The following is a 23,179-nucleotide window of genomic DNA, read 5'->3' as shown; positions in this document are numbered from 1 at the left end:
GGTAAGCGTTAAGAATAGCACAGAAAAAATGAAAATTAAATAAGATGATATCTGCCCTTATAAAAGGTATAGCGATGGGGTTGGTTCTGAGCATTTCTGTTGGGCCTATCATATTTGCAATTATTAGACAAAGCGTCCTTAATGGACATAAAAATGGATTATTTTTTGTTATTGGCGTTTCTATAAGTGATATTACGGTTGTCATGATTTGTAACGTTTTCAGTCAATTGTTTCATTCTGCAATGGCACATGAAAAAGTGATTGGAATTATTGGAAGTGTGTTTTTATTCATTATTGGAATTTATAATTTGTTTTTCAAAAAAGTAATGAGTGAACAAGAAATAAGAGCATGTGAAACCAAACAAACGAGTCGAGCATTAGTTTCATCCTTTTTTAGCGGTTATTTTATGAATATTCTCAATCCTGGAGTATTTATATTTTGGTTTGCCTCTTCTGCGGCACTGATGAGCGCTGCCAGTTCGTCTGAGCATCCTTTACGATATAGAGTTACCTCATTTGTTACCTGTCTAATCTTTGTATTATGTGGAGATATACTCAAAGTATTCCTTTCAGGTAAAATACGCAATCGATTGACACCGCACAATATTCATCTTATCAACAGGATTTCTGGATTAATAATGATTGTTTTCGCCGTAATATTATTGGTAGGAGTCATGTCTGGAAAGTTGATACAACATTGATCATTAATGAATTAGACATATTAAAAAAATAACTATATTTTATTTTTTTAACCACGTTTATACCTAAGCTAAAAAATATCAGTTTTTAAATTTTATTAAAAAGATTTACATCTGTGTTGAAAAATTACGTAAGTTAGCACAATATAAAAAAAAACTATATGCCTTCTGTTTCTTCGACTCCTTCTAGTGTTGAAAACACTAGCGAAAATGGGACAAAAAACTACTTAATTCCAACTATTATTATTGGAATTATATTCTTCGCTCTTGGTTTTATTACTTGGGTCAATAGCACTTTGATTCCCTACTTACAAAATGCGTGTGACCTTACTCCCAAAGAAGCCGTATTAGTAACATTTGCCTCTTATATCTCCTTCGCGGTAATGGCATTTCCGTCCTCTTGGGTTTTATCCAAAATTGGATTTAAAAATGGAATGGTATTAGGTTTACTTATCATGGCTTTAGGTTCCGTGATATTTATTCCAGCGGCACATTCTCGCACATTTGGTCTATTTCTAAGTGGTATTTTTACGATTGGTATTGGGATGGCATTGTTGCAAACTGCTGTAAATCCATACATTACAATATTAGGACCAATCAAAAGTGCTGCGAAAAGAATCTCTATTATGGGACTTTTCAATAAATGTGCTGGTGCATTAGCTCCATTGGTAATGGGCGCTATCTTGTTGAAAGATATGGGTAAATTTCAGAATTTGGATAAAGTAGCTCCTGATGTAAAAAGCAAATTATTAGACGAATTAGCAGGTAGAATTGTTGGGCCTTATATATTTATTGCTATAGCTTTTGCCATAGTTGCAATTGCTATCAAATTTTCCAAACTTCCAGATATCAAAAATGAAGTAGGCGAATCATTGAAACAAATGGAAGATGATTTTAATCCTAAAAAAGAAAAAAATATCTTTTCTTATACCTATTTGTGGTTGGGATTCATTGCATTATTTTTATATGTAGGCGTAGAAGTTATGGCGGGCGACATGATCCAAATATATGGAAATCAAGGATTGGGATATTCATTAGATGTTGCTAAAAACTTTACAGCTTATACAATGGCAGGTATGATCATTGGTTATGTGAGCGGTATTGTCTTAATTCCTAAATATATCAGCCAACAAAAAGCATTGAGAATTTCTGCGATTGCGGGAATTATACTTTCTTTAGGCATCATATTTTTACCCAGACAATATTCCATTGCTTGTGTGGCATTATTGGGCTTAGCTAATGCACAAATGTGGCCGGCAATCTGGCCATTAAGTATTCATGGTTTGGGTAAATTCTTGAAAACTGGCTCAGGCTTATTGGTTATTGGTATCGCTGGCGGAGCAATTATTCCAAAATTATGGGCAAATATCAGTGAATCCATCGGCAGCATGCAAAAAGGCTTTTGGATATTGGTACCATGCTATGCTTTCATTTTGTTCTTTGCATTGAAAGGACATAAAATCGGAAGAACAGAGGAAGAATAAAATCATTCTTAATACAAAGCAAAACGGTGAATTCTTAATCGAATTCACCGTTTTCTTTTACTTCATTTCTATTATTTCAACACATTCAACAATTGATACATTTTTTGAACTAGTGCGTCATGTCCGCCATCATAATTGTTGATGATAAGAGAAAATACATATTTCTTTCCTGATTTACTTGTTTGATAACCGGCGTAAGCTTTACATCCGTGGATCGTACCGCTTTTCATTTTCGTACCATTGTAATCTGGTAGGGCTTTGTAAAAAGCATCAAACCAATTTTGTTTTTGGGCAAATAAAAGCGCTTTGACCTCCGCAGTTGAGGTCACATAATTTTGCGGAGAAAGTCCACTCCCATCCATCATTTTCAAGTCATTATTACCAATATCTTTCTTTTCCCAAAAATCCCTAATCACTTGCACCCCAGCGTCAGTCGCCCCTTCTTTTGCTTCTTGATAGCCTAAATATTTGGCAAATGACTCGCCATAAAGATTAATGCTTTTATGCAAAAAATAATACATCATCTGGTCCATATTAGGAGAAAATAAAGTATCCAAAACAGTTTTTATTTCAGGTACTTTTTTATGTTGCATAACCAATTGATTCGCAGCCAAGAAAGATCCAATTGTATAGAAATTTCGTTTTTGCATCCAAGTCTGTAATTGTTTAGCAAATAACAATGGAGGATTGGGAACAGAACCCGAAGACGTGGTATTTTTTCCATAAGGAATTGAACCAGTCAAAACTGCCACATTCCCATACGGAGGCAAATAAATATAACTATTATCCCCTTCATCCGAATGCCCCGTTTTGATATTATTTAAAAAAATCACATTGGGCAAAGCGACATTTGTTCGAACAATAGAAACCGTATCACCCAATTTGGATGCAGGATGATAGGTGATATCATATTGATTTTCCAACCAATTAAATCCCCAATTGGGCGCTCCGTAATAATTGCCCATGTCATTCCAAGGCCAGCCGCCAGGTGTTGGTTGCATCGAAAATTTGGAATCATCGATAATAATATCACCATTTACCGCGCGAATATCATTTTTAGCTAAGGCCGCAAATATTTTTTTCTCTACATCTTCAGGTTTGTACCCATCATATCGCCAACTTCCCAATGTGGGATCTCCATAACCCGTTAAAATCAAATTACCGTTCAAAACGCCATCTTCCACTTTTCCAGTATATCCTAATATTGTTTTAAAATGAAAATCTTGTCCCAAAATCGAATAGGAAGCAATGGCAGTGAATATCTTTTGCGAACTCGCAGGAGACAAACCAATAGAGCCATTTTTTTGAAAAATTATTTTCCCCTCCTCTGCATCCGCCACTGTGAAACTAACGGAACCATGTGCCATTTGACGATCATTTTCTAATCGATCAAATGCAGAAGTAAGACGATTTTCAATGGTAGATTGTGCGTAAGAAGTGATACTTGTAATTAAAATAAACGAGCTCAACCATAATTTCTTCATGTTTCAAATGTAATATTGTTCGCCCTTTTTTCTAAAAATTTGGGTAAATATCTTTTCACTATCTTGCAAGTATGGAAAAGATAAAAGCATCCATTTTGACTATTGGAGACGAACTTTTAATTGGTCAAGTGATTGATACGAATAGCGCTTTTATAGCACAAGAATTGAATGCGATTGGCATTGATATCGTAAGAAGAGTGGCTGTCGGTGACGCTTGGGATGAAATGTGGAAAGCCTTGGACGAGGAACAAACACATGCAGATATTGTATTGATTACGGGCGGTCTCGGACCCACGTCAGACGACATTACGAAGCCGCTTTTATGCGAATATTTCCAAACGGAACTTATCCAAAATGAAGATGCATTAGTCAATCTGAAAAAAATATTTATCAATAGAACTTTGGCAGAAAAGCAAATGGGGCAAGCATTATTACCCAAAGCTTGTACGCCGATTCCGAATACTCGTGGAACTGCTTTTGGGATGTGGTTTGAAAGAAATGGAAAAATAATCATCAGTATGCCAGGTGTTCCATTTGAAATGAAAGGAATGATCACAGATTTTATAGTTCCAAAATTCAAACAAACATTACAATTACCTACGATCGGTTATCGCTATTTGCTTACTGGAGGTTTGGGAGAATCTGCAATTAATGATCGTATCCAAACATTCGAAGATCAACTTCCCAAAGGTATGGGCTTGGCTTATTTACCTGATTTAGGAAAAGTAAGATTGCGCTTGACCTTGCATGGAGACAATTTAGAAGAAGTAAATCGTGTTTTGGATGAAGAATTTGCCAAAATGAAAGCATTATTGCCTGATGTAATTATTTCAGATAATGGAGATAGTACGGAAGTCGCTTTGGGTAAATTGTTAAAATCTCAAAATCTTACCGTTGCCACCGCGGAAAGTTGCACTGCTGGAAATATTGCGCATATCATTAGCAGTGTTCCTGGCGCATCCCAATATCTATTAGGCGGAATTGTCGCTTATAGTAATCAAGTCAAACATGAAATTTTGCATGTAAAAAGTGAAACATTGGAAAAATTTGGTGCGGTAAGTGAAGAAACTGTCAAGGAAATGGTGCAAGGAACGCTTAATATTGTCCATTCAGATTATGCGATTGCTGTGTCTGGAATATTAGGACCAGACGGAGGTTCGGACGAAAAACCTGTAGGAACAGTTTGGATTGCAGTGGGAACAAAAGAATATATTACAACTAAAAAATTCCAATTTAGACATAACAGAGAAAGAAATATGCAATTGACAACCAATCATGCACTCAATATGTTAATTCAAATATTACGTCACGCAAACGCATAATCTTTTAGTTCTTAGGAAAAGCTTATTTTTGCGCCCGAGATTGCTTGAATGTAAGCAGGACAATTGCAACGCTGTGTGTAAATACGGCTTAAAATGATGAAATAAAAAAATGGCAATACAAGATATATTACTGCCTTCTCTCGGAGAAGGAATTACGGATGCGACAATACTTAAATGGTTGAAACAACCGGGAGATTTGGTACAAGAAGAGGAAGTGATATTAGAAATTGCGACCGATAAAGTGGACAGTGAGGTGCCGGCACCAGTAACTGGAATTTTGAAAGAAACTTTTTTTTCAGAAAATCAAGTTGCTCCTGTAGGTAGCATCATTGCAACTATTGAAACTGAGCAATCTGCAGAAAATCAAGAAGTTAAGCCATTAGAAACAATAATTGAATCGGCTCCTAAAGAAGAAATTACTGAAAATGTAGATATTCCCTATTTGCCTCAAACAAATGATTTTTCCAAATCAGAAGGAGCTCAAGTAAATGGAAATTCAGATAAAACAAATAATGGTTTTTATTCTCCTTTAGTATTGAATATTGCTCGCACGGAAGGAATTTCTTACCAAGAATTAGAAAAAATTGCGGGAACGGGGAAAGATAATCGCGTTTCTAAAAATGATTTACTAGCATACGTAGCAGCTAAAAAAAGCAATAATGTTCCTACACTGGAGCCGAAAATTGTACAACAAGAAGCAGCTACAGTTCAGGAAGTTCGAAAATTTGAAAATAGTACTCCTTCTAATAATGTTGAAATTGTAGAGATGGATCGCATGCGCAAATTAATCGCGCACCACATGAAGGAAAGTCAAAATACAAGCGCAACCGTAACTTCATTCGAAGAAGCAGACGTTACTAAAATTGTACAATGGCGTAATAAAGTTAAAGTCAATTTTGAAAAACAGGAAAATACAAAAATCACCTTCACGCCTATTTTCATGGATTGTGTAATTAAGGCGTTGAAAAAATATCCAATGCTGAATAGTTCAGTGGACGGCGATAATATTATCTTGAAAAAAGATATTAATTTGGGTATGGCTACAGCTTTACCAAGTGGTAATTTGATCGTTCCGGTAATTAAAAACGCCTCTTATTTGAATCTTGCTGGCTTGAGTCGAGCGGTCAATGATTTGGCAGATAACGCTAGAAAAAACAAATTAAAACCTTCTGATACGCAAGATGGTACATTTACCATTACCAATGTTGGAAGTTTTGGAAGTTTGACCGGTACGCCGATTATTAATCAACCACAAGTCGCGATTTTAGCAATCGGAACTATTAAGAAAAAGCCTGTCGTAATAGAATCTGAAACAGGCGATACTATTGGAATTCGTCACATTATGATGCTGTCTTTAAGTTATGACCATCGTATAATTGATGGTGCTCTAGGTTCTACATTTTTACATGAGATAGTCAAAGAAATGGAAAATTGGGATAGTGCCAAAGCTTATTAATCATTTTATATTTATACATAAAAAATCCTCCATATTTAGAATATGGAGGATTTTTTATATCATTATTTGGAGTAATAATTACAATATTTCATTCAAAATCTTAGCTAAACGCAAACCACCTTTTGCTAATTCCGTATTCAAATCTCCTACGAATAAATAATTATATCCAAAAGATAATTTTGCATTTTCTGGTGTATTTGCATACACTTTATCTGCCAATACATGAGATTCATAAAACCAATCTTCCACAGGCTCATCCACCCAAGTTTTCGCCGTATCCTTATTTACCACATCCAAAACGGTCGCATATTCCGTATAGCTATATTGTTGAAAATCAACCAATGCTTCATCCCAAACAGAATGCGCATTCGTAGGTTTTCCAAACCATGTGACCTTAATTTTATTACCACCTTGATCTTCATCACGGCCAACGTGCAAAGGTTGATGTAAATCTCCCACCAAATGAATTAAGAAACGTAAAGCAATTTCACGTTGTTCCTTTGGCAAGGATTTGTCTTTCAACTGGGCTTCCATAGCAGACATTTGGGTATACAAATTTTCTCCCTTCAATGATTTTAATTGAGAAATGAAATCCGTTTTATCCAAATTACCTGGAAGATCTACATAATGCCAACGACTAGATGACTTCCATTTTCCTGTCGTATCCGATTTGATAAAATCTGGCCAATTCGCCCAATATGCCAAAGGCTCCTCGCCTATTAATTTTTTCAATTCCTTTTTAGCATGACGAGACAAGTGTCTTTGCGCAATTTCTGCAACTACACGATGTCCAATCGTACCATAAGCCATTACTGCATTTGCTTTCAATAGCAAAGCGGCAACAACTGCTAAACCTAATTTTTTAAACATATATTTTATTTTTCTTTCGAATATACAGTGCTACGTTGTCACTTGAATGCGCCAAATTTAACTCCTTAATTTCTTTTGCAAATCTAATATCATCTTCATTAGAAAAGATACTCGCAGATGGATTTTCTATATAACTTTTCTCTTTGTCAGCAAGTGCGATTCCTTGTTTGTATTGTTCAGACGCTTTAATCGAAAACAAATCTGCGTCATAAACCGTATCATAAATTTCCAGCCCATGCATTTCTAATAAATATTGAATACTGTTAATAGAATGTACAAACAAATGTCTTGGCGGATCCAAACTCACAACATATTTTCCAAAACGCTCCATTAAAGGAATACTGACGATCGGAATTCTAATTAAGCCATGTCCATTTGGTTTTAATAATTTGCTAAACTGTTCAATAACATCATGTTGTCGATCCATATGTTCTAAACTATGATGCATCATCACTACATCAAATTGATCGTTCAGATCAAATATTTCTTTTTTTTCTATCGCAAAATTAGTGGCAATTTTTTGCTCCTTTTCTAAAAATGGATCAATTCCGAGTAGATTATTGAAGCCTAAACGAAAAATGCGTTTTAATAAATTCCCATTTCCGCAGCCAATATCTAAAATATGCGTATCAGTATCTTTTACATTTAGTTTTTTTAACCAATAATGAAAGCCAGAAGGTTTAAAAATTTTGGATATAAAAAACCCAGAAAATGGATATTTTTTATTTGCAAAATTTTGGTAATGAATTTTTCTCAAAAAACTCACATTTAACGGAATTTCCTGCAAATGAAAGGAATAATAATTTTTCGGATAGTATTTTCCAAGATCATCAGGAATTCTCTCTATCTGAATACAGCCACATTTAATACACTCAAAATAGGGAAAACTTGAATTAAACTGAAAATACAACTCGGTAAGAACAATGCATTTATTCTCTGCATCATTGCCACAAATGGAGCATTTCATATAGTATAAGGTAATTATAAAAAATATGGGTAAACATAATTAAGTTTACCCATATTTTCTATAATTCTAATTTAATCTCTTAATCGATCAACACTTTTTAACAATTTCCTATCACTATAAATTCCTTTCATTGCAAGCAACAAAAAAATAGGAACTGCAAAAACAAATATAGAACCTAATGCAATTTGCCCTAATTGTTGGTTGATCTGAACAAAATAAAATGCAATCAAACCCAAACTTAAAACAAGATTAAGCACGGTCAACCATAATTGCTGTCTTCTTTTTTTGTACAAAAAAATCAATAAAAAGGAAAATACACCGACCAAAATAGTCATCAACATTATAGGCGTATTAGTTGTACCCATAAATGGTGTAGCCGGTTGTCCTAAAACACTTCCAAAAAAGAAAGTCTGTTTTAAGGAAAATAAGGCCAACACTGTCGCTACAAGTAACCAAACAGATTGAATACGTTGAATCATTATAAATATTTTTCTAAATAGATTAGTGCTTACATACCCATGCCGGTCATGCGTTTCATCATTCCCATCGGCATTTTATTCATCATTTTCATCATCTGACGCATCTGGTCAAATTGTTTCATCAAAGCGTTTACTTCATTCACATTTTTCCCAGCACCAGAGGCTATTCTTTTTCTGCGACTTACGTCGATTGAATCAGGATTCGCTCTTTCAAATGGAGTCATAGAGTGAATAATCGCTTCTACACCTTTGAATGCATCATCACTTATATCAATATCTTTAATCGCTTTACCCACACCAGGCAACATACCCATCAAATCTTTAAGGTTACCCATTTTTTTGATCTGTTGCAATTGATCTAAGAAATCTTGAAAATCAAATGAATTTCTACGAATTTTCTTTTCTAATTTCTTTGCTTGTTCTTCATCAAATTGCGCTTGAGCACGCTCTACCAAAGAGGTAATATCCCCCATACCCAAAATACGTTGCGCCATTCTATCAGGATAGAATATGTCTAACGTATCCATTTTCTCACCACTACTTACAAATTTGATCGGTTTTTGAACCGTATATTTAATTGTAAGCGCAGCACCACCACGTGTGTCACCATCCAATTTGGTTAAAACAACACCAGAAAAATCCAATCTATCATTGAACGCTTTTGCCGTATTTACCGCATCCTGTCCAGTCATGGAATCCACGACAAACAAAATTTCGTTAGGGTTAACCGCCGCTTTGATATTTGCCACCTCGTTCATCATCATTTCATCAACGGCCAAACGACCAGCTGTATCGATGATTACAACGTTTTTGCCTTTTTCTTTTGCGTAAGCAATAGCATTTTGGGCAATAGAAACGGCATCTTTATTTTCGACTTCACTATAAACCTCTACTCCCACTTGCTCACCTAAAACTTTCAACTGATCAATCGCCGCAGGACGATAGATATCATCCGCTACCAACAAAACAGCTTTATTCTTTTTGGTTTTCAAGTAGTTAGCTAATTTACCACTGAAAGTAGTCTTACCACTACCTTGCAAACCGGAAATCAAAACAACTGCAGGTTTGCCATCGGCATTGAAACTAGCTTCTGTACCACCCATTAATTCGGTCAATTGATCTTGCACAATTTTGACCATTAATTGACCTGGGCTGATGGAATTGATTACCTTTTCTCCTAAAGCTCGTTCTTTTACTTTATCAGTAAATTCTTTAGCAATTTTATAATTTACATCGGCTTCCAACAAAGCGCGACGAATATCTTTAACAGTATTCGCAATATTTAATTCAGAAATATGCGCTTCACCTTTAATATTTTTGAACGCAGATTCTAACCTTTCACTGAGATTATTGAACATGAAGTTACACTTTACACTTTATAAGGGTGCAAATTTAATAAATGTATTGGAAACCACTCTTTTTTGTAAGTAGTTAGTTTTTATTCTTTTTAGATAAATCAGAAACTTGTTGTTGTAATGAGGTGACCATACCTGCTAATTGATCAACATCCCATCGTCTTTGTTGATTTGCTTTTGTCAAAATCATTTTAGCATTCCAAAATTCCACAATTTCAGAAAGATTTACTTGATATGGCTCATAAAGAGAATTATCACTTACCAACGTCAGCACCGCTTTATTTTTATTATTTCTTTGCACACGTTTATAGACGATACCTCCATTTTTACTAACGACGATATAGGAATCTTGACTGCGAATATCCTCCAAGCCATCTATCCTTTCACCGACGATAACACTGCCACTCGGTGTCGGCAACATACTATCTCCAGCGATTTCAAAAGCTCGATAATTGCCTGGTCCCAACATGGGCAGGGTAAAGGAATTAAGCTCCTCAATAAATTCAGGATCGGCATAACCGGCTAAATATCCAGCAGCAGCCTTAACTGGAACAAACTGAATTTGATTAGGCTCAGACGCCATTTTTAATGCGCGACGTTGATCAATATACGAACCACCACCGCGAGGTACAGCCAAATCATTGAGCAATATTTCGTCCATACTCAATTTAAATATTCGTGCTACTTCTTGCAAAACCTCGATCCTTGGCTCTGCCCGCTCCTCTTCGTAAGCGCCCAATAGCGATCTTTTAATATTCAACTTATTCGCAAATTGATCCTGCGTCCAACCTCTTAATTTTCTTAAATACCTCAAATTTTTGGATGCGTGACTACTCATATCAAATTCAGCTTAAAATTTAAAACTAATTCCATTTGCTAAATTACTAATTTTTTTAGTTTTAAGAAATATTTTTTGACTAATTTTTTGAGATTTTAATATTATCCCAAAAAATGGATTATTTCCTACATTTGCGCAACTTGGTCGTGTAGTACAATGGATAGTATAAGAGTTTCCGAAGCTCCAGATCCTAGTTCGATTCTAGGCATGACCACCAAACAAAATTACAACATAAATAATAATCAATTAGTTATGTTATTTATGAAAAAAAGCTAGTTTTTTAAAAATGTTATCATTGTAGTTTTTAAAAAAATATTTGATCAACCTATGATATTCTTTTCATGACTTTTTGTTAGCTATAATTCCTAAAAAATAATAATTGTAATAACCTAAATTAAAGATAATCACACCGAATAATACTTTTTAGAATGAGATTTTAAATACTTTTTTTTGTAAAAAATCTTTTGTCTATTTAACAAATATCAATAATTATTAAAATAATTTAAATATTATTAAAAAATAATACTCGATTATTTACATATGCACAAAACCAAAAAACTATTATTTTACCTGCTATTTTTTTAATAAATGATTCAATAATTTTGCGCGTGCAAACCAACAATCATTTTTCATGAAACACCTCTTGTTATCAATCATATTGGTCTTATTGGGATTAGCCACATATGGCCAATTTCCGTATTTTAATTCTTTGGCAAGTTCAAGTACAGATATCACCACTTTCGGAAATTCAAATGCTACAAGTGCGGGGTATCCCAAATTTGTAAATTCGTACCTTTACTTAACTCCCAATACAAATGGAATGTCAGGATTTGCCGTTTTCAATAAAGATGCTTTTCCGTCTAATGGAGGAATTCATATAGAATTTGAATTTTCAGCTAATCCCAATACAGGCACTGATGGAGCAGATGGCTTTAGTTTTTTTTTATATGATTCAAAGATAAATATCTCAGCTTCTAATGCAGGTCCATCAGGAGGGGCATTCGGCTATTCAACAAGTGGTGGGATTCAAGGTTTGCAAGATGCATATTTAGGTGTAAGTTTTGATGAATATGGCAATTTTAAAGCTTACGAAGCAGGCAAAAATGGTTTTTCCAAAACTTCTACTTTTTTTGGCTCAAATAACGCAAATTCATTTAGAAATCATGTAACAATTAGGGGTGCGGCAGGTAAAGATTTTAAAACATACAACCCTTCCTTATCGACTAGTTACAATGATTATTATTGGGGCTATCCTGTATTATATACATCCAGCACTCAAAATAATAATATCTCAAAATATGCAGGTTATCTAAAGACAGATGCAACAAGCCAAACAAATGCATCTAGTACCTCCACAGATATGACACCAGGAGGAACCAACAATCTATTATATGGATATTCAAGCAGCCCAATAAGTACATCAAGCTATACCATTGGCTCGGCAACATTAGCAACAGACTCAACAAATGCAGACTTTAGAAAAGCATACATAGATATTACACCCGTATTAACGTCAGGAACAACTACTGTATCAGGATATAGCATAACTGTAAAAATTAAACATGGAAACACTTTAGAAACGATGGTCAATTCGTTTTATTATCCAGTAGGTACGATCAAATATGTTGATAATAGAAATGATGCAAATTCAACGGGTACGGGAGTTGTTACAAATATTAATACAACGCCGCCAGCATCATTTAATATTGGATTTGCAGGTAGTACAGGAGGAAGCAGTAATAACCATGCGATTAGAAATTTGTTTATTAGTATTCCCAAAGCAGCCATTTCCAATGATGATTATGCAAGTACTTGTATAAATACAAGTACTACAACGGTTGGAAGTACAAGCATATACCCTCTTTCAAATGATAATGCCTACGACAATGAATCTATTTTAAATAATTCTAATATAGAACCTTCATCATTTAGATTTAATGCCAATGCTGCAAATTTACTTGATTCAAGTAGTAGTACGACTCCACATCAAACAATTACTTACGATGCGAATGGAATAATGTCTACAATCACTACAACTAATACATCTGGTATATGGACATATACTACGTCAACAAAACAACTCATCTATACAAGAGCTGCAAATTATAAAGGAATTGCAACGGTCCAATATAGCATAACTAGTAGCTATACTGGACTTAACAATAATACCTACAGAAGTAAAGCATCTACAGTATATGTAGCACTTACAGGCCCTAGAGTTACAAAAGATAGCACAACAACATATCTAATTACATCAATAAATGGAGGCTCAAGCACAACTGGTAGTCAAAATGTAATCTCAAATGATACTTCATTCACCTATGTAAGTGGTAACAGCTCCTTGACTACAACTGGTGCGTCATCAATAAATACAAATTCATTTTATTTTTCAAATGGAGATGGCACAGTAAATCTTGGGGCAACTTCAATGACCAACACTTATGGAAATTGGGGATTTGCAAATAACAGAGTATCATTTACACCCAGTAGTTCTTTTTCTGGAATAGCAAAAACATTTTACAGGATATCAACCTCCGATGGTTGCCTTTCCGATGTAGATACCGTTATTTTCAATTATCCCTATTCGTTGCCCGTTGAATATTCTAAAGAATTAACTGGAACATTCACGTCTACAAACAATATATTATTAAGTTGGACAACAGGAGTAGAAGTAAATAATTCATATTTTGAGATTATGCGTAGTTACGATGCGAATACTTGGGATTCTATTGGAAAAATAAGTAGCAAATTTAGTAATGGAAACGGCTCCAATGCAAGTTATAGTTTTACAGATAATAATTTTAGTAAAGGTAGCATATATTATAAATTAAGACAAGTTGACTTAGATGGAAAAAGTACTTACAGCAAAGTAATTTCATTACAAGCAAATAATGAAAAGCAAACATTATTATTTCCAAATCCTGCCACAAGTTCGATTACAATTCAAAATGCATCCATTGGAGCTACTTATAAATTAATTAGTATGGCAGGAAAAATAGTAAATAGTGGTATTGTCAACAACCAACAACAAACAATTGACATCAGTACATTGCCCTCTGGAATTTACTGGATCCAAATAATTATTAATTCCAAATCAATAAGCAATTTAAAATTTATAAAAAAATAGCACTTTTTAATAATTGAAACTATCCGTTTTTTTTATTCTTTTTAACATTTTACAATTTCGTATCTTTGCATAGAGTTTTAGGTTTCCTTGAATAAAGAAATTAAAAGGGAAGTCGGTGTTATTCCGACGCTATCCCCGTAGCTGTGATTTTTCGAATAAATTCGTTGGAATATTTCCACTGTTTTAATCAACGGGAAGGAATTCCGTAAAAATAAGCCAGAAGACCTGCCTAATCCTCTCCATTCATTGTTTCGGGCGAAAGCAATTCGGAATGCAATCTTATATATATCCTATATAAGTGTATCTCCGTATTGACTCTATTCGAGAATAAAGTATTAAAGTGCGTAGATATATTTTTATAGTTATTTATATTCTTTTCACATTGGACATCCATCAGTCATTCGCACAGAATGCTGACCTTACTCCTGTGAAAGTACGTACAATAATTAACAGCCCAGCCTTTACCTCTCCCGTTCCACTTCAAATACTAAAAGATACCAACATCCAAAGACTAAACAGTTTTTCTGTTGCAGACGCTTTGCGCTACTTTTCCGGAGTACAGATTAAGGACTATGGTGGTATCGGCGGTATCAAAACTGTCAATACACGAAGTCTAGGAAGTAACCATACCGCATTATTTTACGATGGTGTTGCTATTGGCAATATGCAAAATGGACAGATAGATTTAGGTAAGTTTTCATTAGACAATATTGAAGAAATCAGACTGTACAATGCAGGCAATACTTCTATGCTACAGCCAGCTATAGCTTACGCATCTGGTGCAACAATATATCTACAATCTAAAACGCCTAACTCAGAAAACTACAAACCTTATCTAAAGACTACTGTAAAATCTGGAAGTTTCGGGTTATTTAACCCTTCCATATTATGGCAACAAAAATTAAATAATAACTATAGTCTTACGCTCAGTGCAGAACATATAAGAGCCGATGGACAATATAAATTTAGATACAAAACGACTGGCTATGACACCACTGCAACTCGAAAAAATGCGGACATTACCGCCGATAGAATCGAACTAGGATTCATCGGAAAATATAGAGATAGTAGCATTTGGAATACACATTTATACTTTTATAATTCGCAAAGAGGATTACCTGGAGCAATAGTTAATAATAATTTTTACAATTCACAGAGATTGTGGGATAAAGATATTTTTATTCAAACAAAATATGACAAAAAAATAAATTCATTTTATCAGCTTTCAGTAATAAGTAAATTTTCTTATGATTTTACGAGATATATCGATCCTGAAACCGTCGGAACTAATGGTATTTTAAATAATGTTTATAATAATCAGGAGTACTATATTTCCTTCGCCAATCAATTTAAAATCAACTCTTTTTGGACAGTTTTAGCATCCTTTGATGGAAAATACAATTACTTGAATGCTAATTTGTATGACTTTGCATATCCCAGTAGAAAAACAATATTAGGGCTTGTTGCTTCGCAATGGAAATGGCGTCAATTGGAAATACAAGCAAATGTTTTGCAAACTATGACTTTCGACAGGGTTAGTTTTGGACCAAGACAGCCTAACCGAAAAATCGCTACGCCAACTTTATCTTTTTCATGGCAACCATTTGATTGGAAAAATATAAGAATCCGCGGTTTTTATAAGGATATTTTTCGAATGCCAACTTTTAACGACTTATATTATACGAGTATTGGATACGTTAATTTAAAACCAGAATATGCAAAGCAATATGATCTCGGACTTAACTACGTAAAGAATATTTCAAAAATATGGGACTATATTTCATTTAATTTAGACGGTTACTACAATCATGTAAACGATAAAATAATTGCAGTGCCTTCAACGAATTTATTTCGTTGGAAAATGACTAATTTGGATAAAGTAGCTATTTATGGATTGAATGCAAATATCAAATCAAAATGGACAATTGACAATCATTGGTCCAGTTCACTTGGCATCCAATATACGTGGGAAAAAGCGCTCAATAAAACACCTGGAACAAACTATAATAATTTAATTCCTTACAGCCCCATTAATTCTGGTTCAGCTACTTTTAATCTCAATTATAAAAGTTGGTCTTTAAATTATAGTTATTTATATACAGGTTATCGTTATAACATTGCAGACATTACATTACCGAATAGCTATGTCTCTCCATGGTATACACATGATATTTCATTAATCAAAAACATTACTTATCTAAAACACAACCTAACATTCCTCGCTGAGGTCAATAATTTATTGAATCAACATTATGACGTCATCTTAAATTATCCCATGCCTGGTAGGAATTACAAGTTTAGTCTAAGTATAACTTTATAATATATGAAAATAAAAATAATACTCATCATATCCTTACTCCAGTTAATCATTGGTTGTAAAAAAGAAACAAATAACACGCAAGAGGTCAGCACTCAAGCCATTAGCGACACTTCAAATGTATATCAAAGGCTTTACATACTCAATGAAGGAAACATGAGCGAAAATAGAAGCACAATTGACTATGTAGACTTTAGCGCGCAGAAATACTATAGTAATATTTATCCTTATATCAACCCGACAGTAGTCAAAGAACTTGGAGATGTCGGAAACGACATTCAGATATATGGAAGTAAAATGTATGCGGTCATTAATATGAGCAATAAAGTTGAAATTATGGATGCTGCGACAGCAAAACATTTAGGAGAAACAACTATAAAAAATGCGCGTAATATTTGCTTTGCAAATGGGAAAGCATACATCACAGCATACAATAGAGATATTAGTACAAGTACCACTGGAGATAGTAATAATGCAGATGGTATAGTTGTAGAGTTGGATACAACCAACTACAATATAATCAATACAGTAGAAGTTGGAAGGCAACCAGATGGAATTGCTGTATATAATAATCAACTGTATGTAGCCAATTCAGGAGGATATAATCCTGATAATTACGACCACACAGTTTCTATTATTGATCTGAATACTTTTACGGTCACCAAAACGCTTAATGTAGCTATCAATCTTAATCAAGTAAAAGTTAACAACAGCTTAATCTATGTATCCTCTAGAGGTGACTATAACCAGATTAGATCTAAACTATTTATCATTAATGGCAATTCAAATACTGTACAAGATTCAATTGATGTATCTGTGAGCAATTTTGACATATATAATAATACAGCTTATATTATTGGAACGCCTTATAGTAACCAAACCGGAACTATAACAAGTATTCAATATTTAAAAATAAATTTAACCACCAATACTATCAATAGTGAAAGTTTTATCTCAGATGGAACTAATTCGCAAATTACTCTTCCATATGGTTTATTAGTCAATCCTAGTAATGGAGATGTATACGTTACTGACGCAAAAGATTACCAAACATCTGGAACGGTATATTGCTTCAATGCACAAGGAACAAAAAAATGGAGTGCTACAGGGGGGCAGATCCCAGGCCATTTTGCACTATTAAAAAAATAATCAAAAACAAATTATGAAAATCAAAAAATATTTATCACTTGCAACTCTACTTCTTAGTATAGGTATCTATTCCTGTTCTAAGGAAGATAATAAAATCACGCCAGAAACTACTACGCAAACATATACCCCCAGACTATCTAACGATACAAGCTCTGCATATATTTCTCAGGTGTTAGACTATACTCCTGCGCCAGGTCAATTTATCAACACGAGTATTGGTACTGACACTTCAGCAAAAGGAATTATCGGAAAACCAGTATCCAATATGATTAGTTTAGGAGCATTTGGAGGTTATGTTATTTTTCAATTTGATCATAGCATACAAGATACAACAGGAGCAGATCTCGCGATTTATGGCAACCCTTACAATGGCTGGAGTGAACCAGGAATAGTACTAGTAAGTTATGATGCCAACAATAATGGCATCGCAGATGATAGTTGGTACGAGTTAGCTGGAAGCAATTATGATAGTACCACTACCATTAAAAATTATTCCGTTACTTATTACAACCCTAACAAATACGCAAATGTGCCTTGGAAGGACAACCAAGGTAATAAAGATTCTGTTTTAGTCAATGCATTTCATCTACAAAACTATTATCCACTTTTTGCAAATAACCAAGATTCAATCACATTTACAGGATCCCTTTTACCCAAAACAATCACTACTAATGGATTTGTCAAGAATCTAGGTTTTAGTTGGGGGTATAGTGACAGCTACTCAACAGGATTAGATCCTAATGGATATGATAATTATAGCAAAAATCAATATAATAGTTTTGACATCGGCTGGGCGCGTGATAGCAGTGGCAAAAGTATAACATTAAAATATATCGATTTTGTCAAAGTGTATACTGGTCAATTGGCAAATGGAGGAAGTCTTGGCGAAGTATCTACAGAAGTAAAAGGAGCAGCAGATTTACATATATTAAATAAATAAAACAACTATGATTAAAAATTTATCCAAATTATTCCTGATTGGTGGAATAATCACTTTCGCGGCATGTTCTAAAAATGACGCTTCGAATAGTGCAGAAACAACAAACGATGGACCATATAAAAATGGTTTTTTTACGATTAATGAAGGTTCATATGGCGCTACGTTTGGAGACCTTAATTATTACTCTTACGATTCCTCCAAATTGAAATATGCGGTATACGATACAGCAAATGGAACTACCATCCCGAGCGACAACACACAAACTTTAGAGTTTGGAACCATATATAATCATAATATTTACCTCTCAGTTAAAGCTGATTATGGCTCCACAACTGGTGCTAATTTTGTAGTCGCGGACGAAAGCACATTAAAAGAAAAATACAGAATCACAGGTAAAGATTGGAGAGCATTTGTAGGTATCAATGATACATTGGGATTGGTGAGTACATCAGAAGGTGTTTATAGATTGAATACAACGACTCATGCATTAGGTAACAATATTTCTGCGATCCCGAGTTCTGAAATTGGAGAAATGGTCAATACAGATAACTATATTTTTGCAGCATCTTCTGCAGGAACTTATATAGTTAAAAAATCAGATTGGTCACTAAGCAAAACTTATACAAGTGTTTTACAAGGTTTTGCTACACTCCCTAATGGAAAAATTGTAGGAGAAACGGCTAGCGGAATTATAACCATCAATGCCTCTACATTAGATACTGCTAGTATAGCCTTACCATCTTCTCCTCTGTATAATGAATACAGCTGGACACCTAGCTCCATCACAGCCTCCACTAAAGAAAACGCCGTGTTTGTAGCCACTTCGGATAATAAGATTTACAAATATACAGATGGAAGCAGCTCTTCCATATCAAGTGCATTTATCACGTTACCAGACGGAAAATATTTTTACGGTTGTGGCGTAAGATATGACAAGTCAACAAATCAGATCATTGCTATTGCTGTATCACCGCAATATGGAAGCAATAATTTTCTATATTTTTATAACGCTTTTACGGGAAATTTAGAAAACACAATAGAATATAGTGGTTATTATTTTCCTTCGACTATTGTTTTTCACAACTAATTTTCTTTAAAACAATACCAGCTAAGGGCGGCAGATTTACTATTAGATCTTGCTGCCCTTCTTTTTTTTCACTCCTCACTATCGGATTAAATACATCTCCAGACCCCCAATAACTACGATCATTTGAATTAAATACTTCTTTATAGTCATACGTATTAAGAAGCGTGACATACCAATCATTCCTCACAACAGGAGTCATATTTAAAATCACAATAATTTCTTCTTCTTGATATTTTCGCTTAAAAGATATAACACTCTCATTTACATGATCAATATCCAACCATTCAAAGCCTTCTGGTAAAAATTGAGAGGAATATAAACATTCATTTTCAAGTAATAACTGATTCAAATCGGTAACACAATTTTGAATTCCTTTATGGAGTTCATATTGCAATAATTCCCATTGTAGCTCAGAACTATAATTCCATTCATTCGTAGCCCCAAACTCATTACCCATAAACAACAATTTTGCGCCTGGATGCAAATACATATATGTATACATTAACCGAAGATTTGCCGCTTTCTGCCATTCATCCCCATTCATTTTATACAAAATAGGGCTTTTACCGTGTACCACTTCATCGTGACTCAAAGGCAATACAAAATTCTCATCATAATAATACATCAAACTAAAAGTCAAATCATTTTGATGATATCTTCTTTCGATAGGATCTAATTGAAAATAATCCAAAGTATCATGCATCCAGCCCATCATCCATTTCATCCCAAATCCTAATCCCTCATCATACAAAGGTTTGCTAACTCCAGGCCAGTCGGTGGATTCTTCTGCAATAGTTTGAATATCTGGAAAATCTCTATAAAGCATTTCATTCAAATCTTTTACAAATTGAATTGCTTCAATATTACCATTACCTCCGTATTGATTACGTTCCCATTCCCCTTCTTCACGACTATAATCTAATTTAATAACAGAACTGACCGCATCTACTCTCAATCCATCTGCATGAAAAAGATCACACCAAAAGCGTGCACTACTTATTAGAAAACTTCGCACTTCTCCCCTTCCATAGTTAAATATATATGAGTTCCAATCAGGATGATATCCTTTTCTAGTGTCTGCATATTCATATACATGCGATCCATCAAATTTATATAGTCCGTGAGCATCACCGGGGAAATGTGATGGCACCCAATCTAATATTACACCAATCTCAGCATCATGAAAGGCATCAATCAATTGCATAAATTCCTGAGGAGAGCCAAATCTACTTGTCGGTGCAAAAAAACCCAAACATTGATAGCCCCAGCTCCCATCAAAGGGATATTCCATCACAGGCATTATCTCAACATGGGTAAAATGCATTTTTTTTACATAAGGAACTAATAAATGTATCAAATCTAAATACGAATTATATCTAGTTTCATCATGCTTATCTGGTCGCATCCAACTACCGAGATGCACTTCGTATATGGAAAATGGAGACGTCAAACTATTACGTTCTTTTCTTTCAGACATCCATTTTTTATCTTGCCAATCATAGTCCAAATTCCAAGTTAGAGTAGACGAACTAGGACGTAATTCCCAGAAATTAGCGAGCGGATCACTTTTCTCAATGAAATCACCGTCACTAGTTTCAATAGTATATTTATAGTTTTCCGAAAGATTCAAATTAGGAATAAATCCTTCCCAAATACCTGAATTATCCATCCTTGGATTAAGAGAATGTGCATTTTTATCCCAATTATTAAAATTGCCAATTACTGAAACACATTTGGCTGATGGTGCCCAAACGGAAAAATAAATACCATTAGTTGAAAGGACTGTAATTAAATGATTTCCAAATTGCTCATAAATACGATAGTGTGTTCCACCTTGAAAATTTCGAATATCTTCTTCTGTGAATAAGGAAAAGTTCCAAACTGATTTGGAAGTATCAATAAAATTTTCTTGTTCGTATTTCTGTATTTGGTTCATCGTTGTATCTTTTCAACTATAAATTAATAGTCCGTTTCTATATTTTTCTTATCATCTAATTCTTTCAGTATCTGTTGTACATCTTCTTCTGTAGAACTAATTTTTTCCTTACACACCTTGATTAATAAAGATGCACGTCGCACTTTAGAAGATAATTCATCAATGGAAATTTCTCCATTTTCCATATCAGAAACGATCATTTGCAACTCTTCAAAAGCTTCCGCATAGGAAATTTCATTTTCCATTTTTTACATTTATTTTATTTACAATAGATTCAATTTTCCCAAAATTAGTTTGAGTTACAATCGTATCGCCATCCTTAATATGAGAAACATCCAAAGTATTTCCTTCATTTAAGTATGTCATCGTAAATCCTCTTTTTAATACATTCTCGGGATTTAATAGTTTTACTTTTCCTTCTTCAATGAGTATTTTTTTAGTTTCTTCTTGCACCAACTTACTACTAACTTTAGTGAAATTCAAAGACGCCGTTTTCAAATAAATCTGTGTAGTTTGCAAAGACTTTTTTGCATTAAAAACATAATTTTTCCCTACACTATTTAATTCATTCTTGACGGTCTTCCAGATATTTTGAGACAAAATAGCGAGTTTTTCCTTATTTATTTGAATATTATTTTCTGAAATAGTCAAACTGCTTTTTGTAATAGAATGAAATAATCTTATGTATTCAGACAATTCGCTTTTATAATCTTTCAATAGTTGTGATGCTTGAGTCACTATAGTTTTTTCATAGTCTGCTAGAGGAACAGAAAAATTGTGAAATATTTGAATAAGCCAATCTGCTAACTCTGTCGGTGTAATCGCATTTTTATAGGATACAATTTCAGAAACAGTTTCATTGGTTGAGTGACCAATACCCGTTATAATTGGTATTGGAAAACGTGCGATAGCAGACGACAATTTATAATTATTATAGGAAGAAAGCCCCACATCTCCTCCACCACCACGAATAATTGCTACAATATCAAAATGCTCCTTAACTTTATAAATTTCCTTCAAAGCCCTTATTATAGAAGGCACTGAACGATCACCTTGCAACAAGGCAGGAAACAAAAAATGGAAAAAATTATAGTTAAATGGATTATTATTTAAAACTTTCAAAAAATCAGCAAACCCTTTACTTGTCTCTACACTAATCACTGCTATACGCTTCGGTAAAAGTGGCATTGGTAATTGCTTATTGAGATCAAACAATCCTTCACTCACCAACCTATCCATCGTTTCTTTTTTTTCCTTTTCTAACTCACCTAGTGAATAGGACGGATCAATATCTTTGATCCAAAGACTCATCCCATACACTGGATCATAATTGATCGATGCAAGAAACAATATTTTGATACCATTTTTTAAAGGTTCTTGCAATACATGGAGGAATTTTTGATTGATTCTTTCATAGTCTGCCTTCCAAAGATGCGCATTCATCAAGGCGACGACTTTACTATCTTGCTTTTCAACCAACTCAGGATATGCATGTCCAGAGTGTGTATAATGATTGAGTTTATTCATCTCAGCAGTCACCCAAAAGCTAGAACTATAACGTTCTACCAGTGTTTTTCGGATGCTTTTATTGACATCTAATAGGGAAAAAATCTTTCTATCTCCAATCGTTTCTGCCATAACTGAGATGGTTTGTCCGAAGTTAGCAAAAT

The 23,179-nt window shown here is 34.1% G+C and carries 18 protein-coding genes, 1 tRNA gene and 1 riboswitch; of the genes, 10 read left to right on the top strand and 9 right to left on the bottom strand.

Features of this window, described 5'->3' with window-relative positions:
- Positions 1-44: 44 nt before the first annotated feature.
- On the top strand, positions 45-701 hold the full coding sequence (locus tag E0W69_RS02105; RefSeq protein WP_131328382.1) for a LysE family translocator: 657 nt from the start codon (positions 45-47) through the stop codon (positions 699-701).
- Between the two features lie 158 nt (positions 702-859).
- A complete protein-coding gene (locus E0W69_RS02100) occupies positions 860-2,182 on the top strand; it encodes a sugar MFS transporter (protein ID WP_131328381.1) in 1,323 nt (440 codons plus the stop codon).
- A gap of 71 nt (positions 2,183-2,253) precedes the next feature.
- Here E0W69_RS02100 and dacB read toward each other — a convergent pair whose 3' ends face one another.
- The gene (gene dacB / locus E0W69_RS02095) at positions 2,254-3,666 is read right to left on the bottom strand and encodes a D-alanyl-D-alanine carboxypeptidase/D-alanyl-D-alanine endopeptidase (RefSeq protein ID WP_131328380.1); all 1,413 of its coding nucleotides are present in this window, start codon (positions 3,664-3,666) and stop codon (positions 2,254-2,256) included.
- A gap of 71 nt (positions 3,667-3,737) precedes the next feature.
- Here dacB and E0W69_RS02090 point away from each other — a divergent pair, with 71 nt between their 5' ends.
- Positions 3,738-4,988: a CinA family nicotinamide mononucleotide deamidase-related protein gene (locus tag E0W69_RS02090; protein WP_131328379.1), complete on the top strand. Its 1,251-nt coding sequence runs from the start codon at positions 3,738-3,740 to the stop codon at positions 4,986-4,988.
- Positions 4,989-5,097: 109 nt separating this feature from the next.
- Complete coding sequence (locus tag E0W69_RS02085) at positions 5,098-6,444, top strand: dihydrolipoamide acetyltransferase family protein (RefSeq protein WP_131328378.1); 1,347 nt, start codon at positions 5,098-5,100, stop codon at positions 6,442-6,444.
- 78 nt (positions 6,445-6,522) lie between these two features.
- Here E0W69_RS02085 and E0W69_RS02080 read toward each other — a convergent pair whose 3' ends face one another.
- From E0W69_RS02080 to E0W69_RS02060, 5 genes are all read right to left on the bottom strand, one after another.
- Positions 6,523-7,314 (bottom strand): S1/P1 nuclease, encoded by a 792-nt coding sequence (locus E0W69_RS02080; RefSeq protein WP_131328377.1) that lies wholly within the window; start codon positions 7,312-7,314, stop codon positions 6,523-6,525.
- On the bottom strand, positions 7,307-8,281 hold the full coding sequence (locus E0W69_RS02075; protein WP_131328376.1) for a class I SAM-dependent methyltransferase: 975 nt from the start codon (positions 8,279-8,281) through the stop codon (positions 7,307-7,309). The genes E0W69_RS02080 and E0W69_RS02075 overlap by 8 nt, the downstream gene beginning before the upstream one ends.
- A 71-nt stretch (positions 8,282-8,352) precedes the next feature.
- Entirely contained in the window at positions 8,353-8,760 is a 408-nt protein-coding gene (locus E0W69_RS02070; RefSeq protein ID WP_131328375.1) for a DUF4293 domain-containing protein, read from the bottom strand.
- Between the two features lie 29 nt (positions 8,761-8,789).
- Positions 8,790-10,118 carry a signal recognition particle protein gene (gene ffh, locus E0W69_RS02065; RefSeq protein ID WP_131328374.1) on the bottom strand — a complete coding sequence of 443 codons (1,329 nt, stop codon included), beginning with the start codon at positions 10,116-10,118 and terminating at the stop codon, positions 8,790-8,792.
- Positions 10,119-10,191: 73 nt separating this feature from the next.
- The gene (locus E0W69_RS02060) at positions 10,192-10,953 is read right to left on the bottom strand and encodes a LexA family transcriptional regulator (RefSeq protein WP_131328373.1); all 762 of its coding nucleotides are present in this window, start codon (positions 10,951-10,953) and stop codon (positions 10,192-10,194) included.
- 142 nt (positions 10,954-11,095) lie between these two features.
- On the opposite strand from E0W69_RS02060, the gene E0W69_RS02055 reads away from it, so the two are divergent.
- The 6 genes from E0W69_RS02055 (at position 11,096) to E0W69_RS02030 (ending at position 19,573) form a co-directional block, all read left to right on the top strand.
- Positions 11,096-11,170: transfer RNA gene (locus tag E0W69_RS02055), tRNA-Arg, on the top strand.
- 414 nt (positions 11,171-11,584) lie between these two features.
- Positions 11,585-14,080 (top strand): T9SS type A sorting domain-containing protein, encoded by a 2,496-nt coding sequence (locus E0W69_RS02050; protein WP_131328372.1) that lies wholly within the window; start codon positions 11,585-11,587, stop codon positions 14,078-14,080.
- A 62-nt stretch (positions 14,081-14,142) separates the two neighbouring features.
- Positions 14,143-14,327: riboswitch (cobalamin riboswitch) on the top strand.
- 93 nt (positions 14,328-14,420) lie between these two features.
- Positions 14,421-16,400: a TonB-dependent receptor plug domain-containing protein gene (locus tag E0W69_RS02045; RefSeq protein WP_131328371.1), complete on the top strand. Its 1,980-nt coding sequence runs from the start codon at positions 14,421-14,423 to the stop codon at positions 16,398-16,400.
- A 3-nt stretch (positions 16,401-16,403) separates the two neighbouring features.
- A complete protein-coding gene (locus E0W69_RS02040) occupies positions 16,404-17,546 on the top strand; it encodes a YncE family protein (protein WP_131328370.1) in 1,143 nt (380 codons plus the stop codon).
- Positions 17,547-17,559: 13 nt separating this feature from the next.
- Positions 17,560-18,486, top strand: coding sequence for a PKD domain-containing protein (locus E0W69_RS02035; protein ID WP_131328369.1), 927 nt, complete (start codon positions 17,560-17,562; stop codon positions 18,484-18,486).
- 7 nt (positions 18,487-18,493) lie between these two features.
- A complete protein-coding gene (locus E0W69_RS02030; RefSeq protein WP_131328368.1) occupies positions 18,494-19,573 on the top strand; it encodes a DUF5074 domain-containing protein in 1,080 nt (359 codons plus the stop codon).
- On the opposite strand, the gene glgB is transcribed toward E0W69_RS02030, so the two are convergent.
- The 3 genes from glgB to xseA are packed head-to-tail and all read right to left on the bottom strand — an operon-like array spanning position 19,554 to position 23,147.
- Positions 19,554-21,509 carry a 1,4-alpha-glucan branching protein GlgB gene (gene glgB, locus E0W69_RS02025; RefSeq protein ID WP_131328367.1) on the bottom strand — a complete coding sequence of 652 codons (1,956 nt, stop codon included), beginning with the start codon at positions 21,507-21,509 and terminating at the stop codon, positions 19,554-19,556. The genes E0W69_RS02030 and glgB overlap by 20 nt on opposite strands.
- Before the next feature lie 23 nt (positions 21,510-21,532).
- Positions 21,533-21,754: an exodeoxyribonuclease VII small subunit gene (gene xseB, locus E0W69_RS02020; protein WP_131328366.1), complete on the bottom strand. Its 222-nt coding sequence runs from the start codon at positions 21,752-21,754 to the stop codon at positions 21,533-21,535.
- Positions 21,744-23,147, bottom strand: a complete 1,404-nt coding sequence (xseA, locus tag E0W69_RS02015; protein WP_131328365.1) for an exodeoxyribonuclease VII large subunit — start codon at positions 23,145-23,147, stop codon at positions 21,744-21,746. Before xseA ends, xseB begins: the two co-directional genes overlap by 11 nt.
- Positions 23,148-23,179 lie beyond the last annotated feature (32 nt).

Source organism: Rhizosphaericola mali, assembly GCF_004337365.2.
Lineage (GTDB): Bacteria > Bacteroidota > Bacteroidia > Chitinophagales > Chitinophagaceae > Rhizosphaericola > Rhizosphaericola mali.
This window is presented reverse-complemented; position numbering and strand designations above follow the sequence as displayed.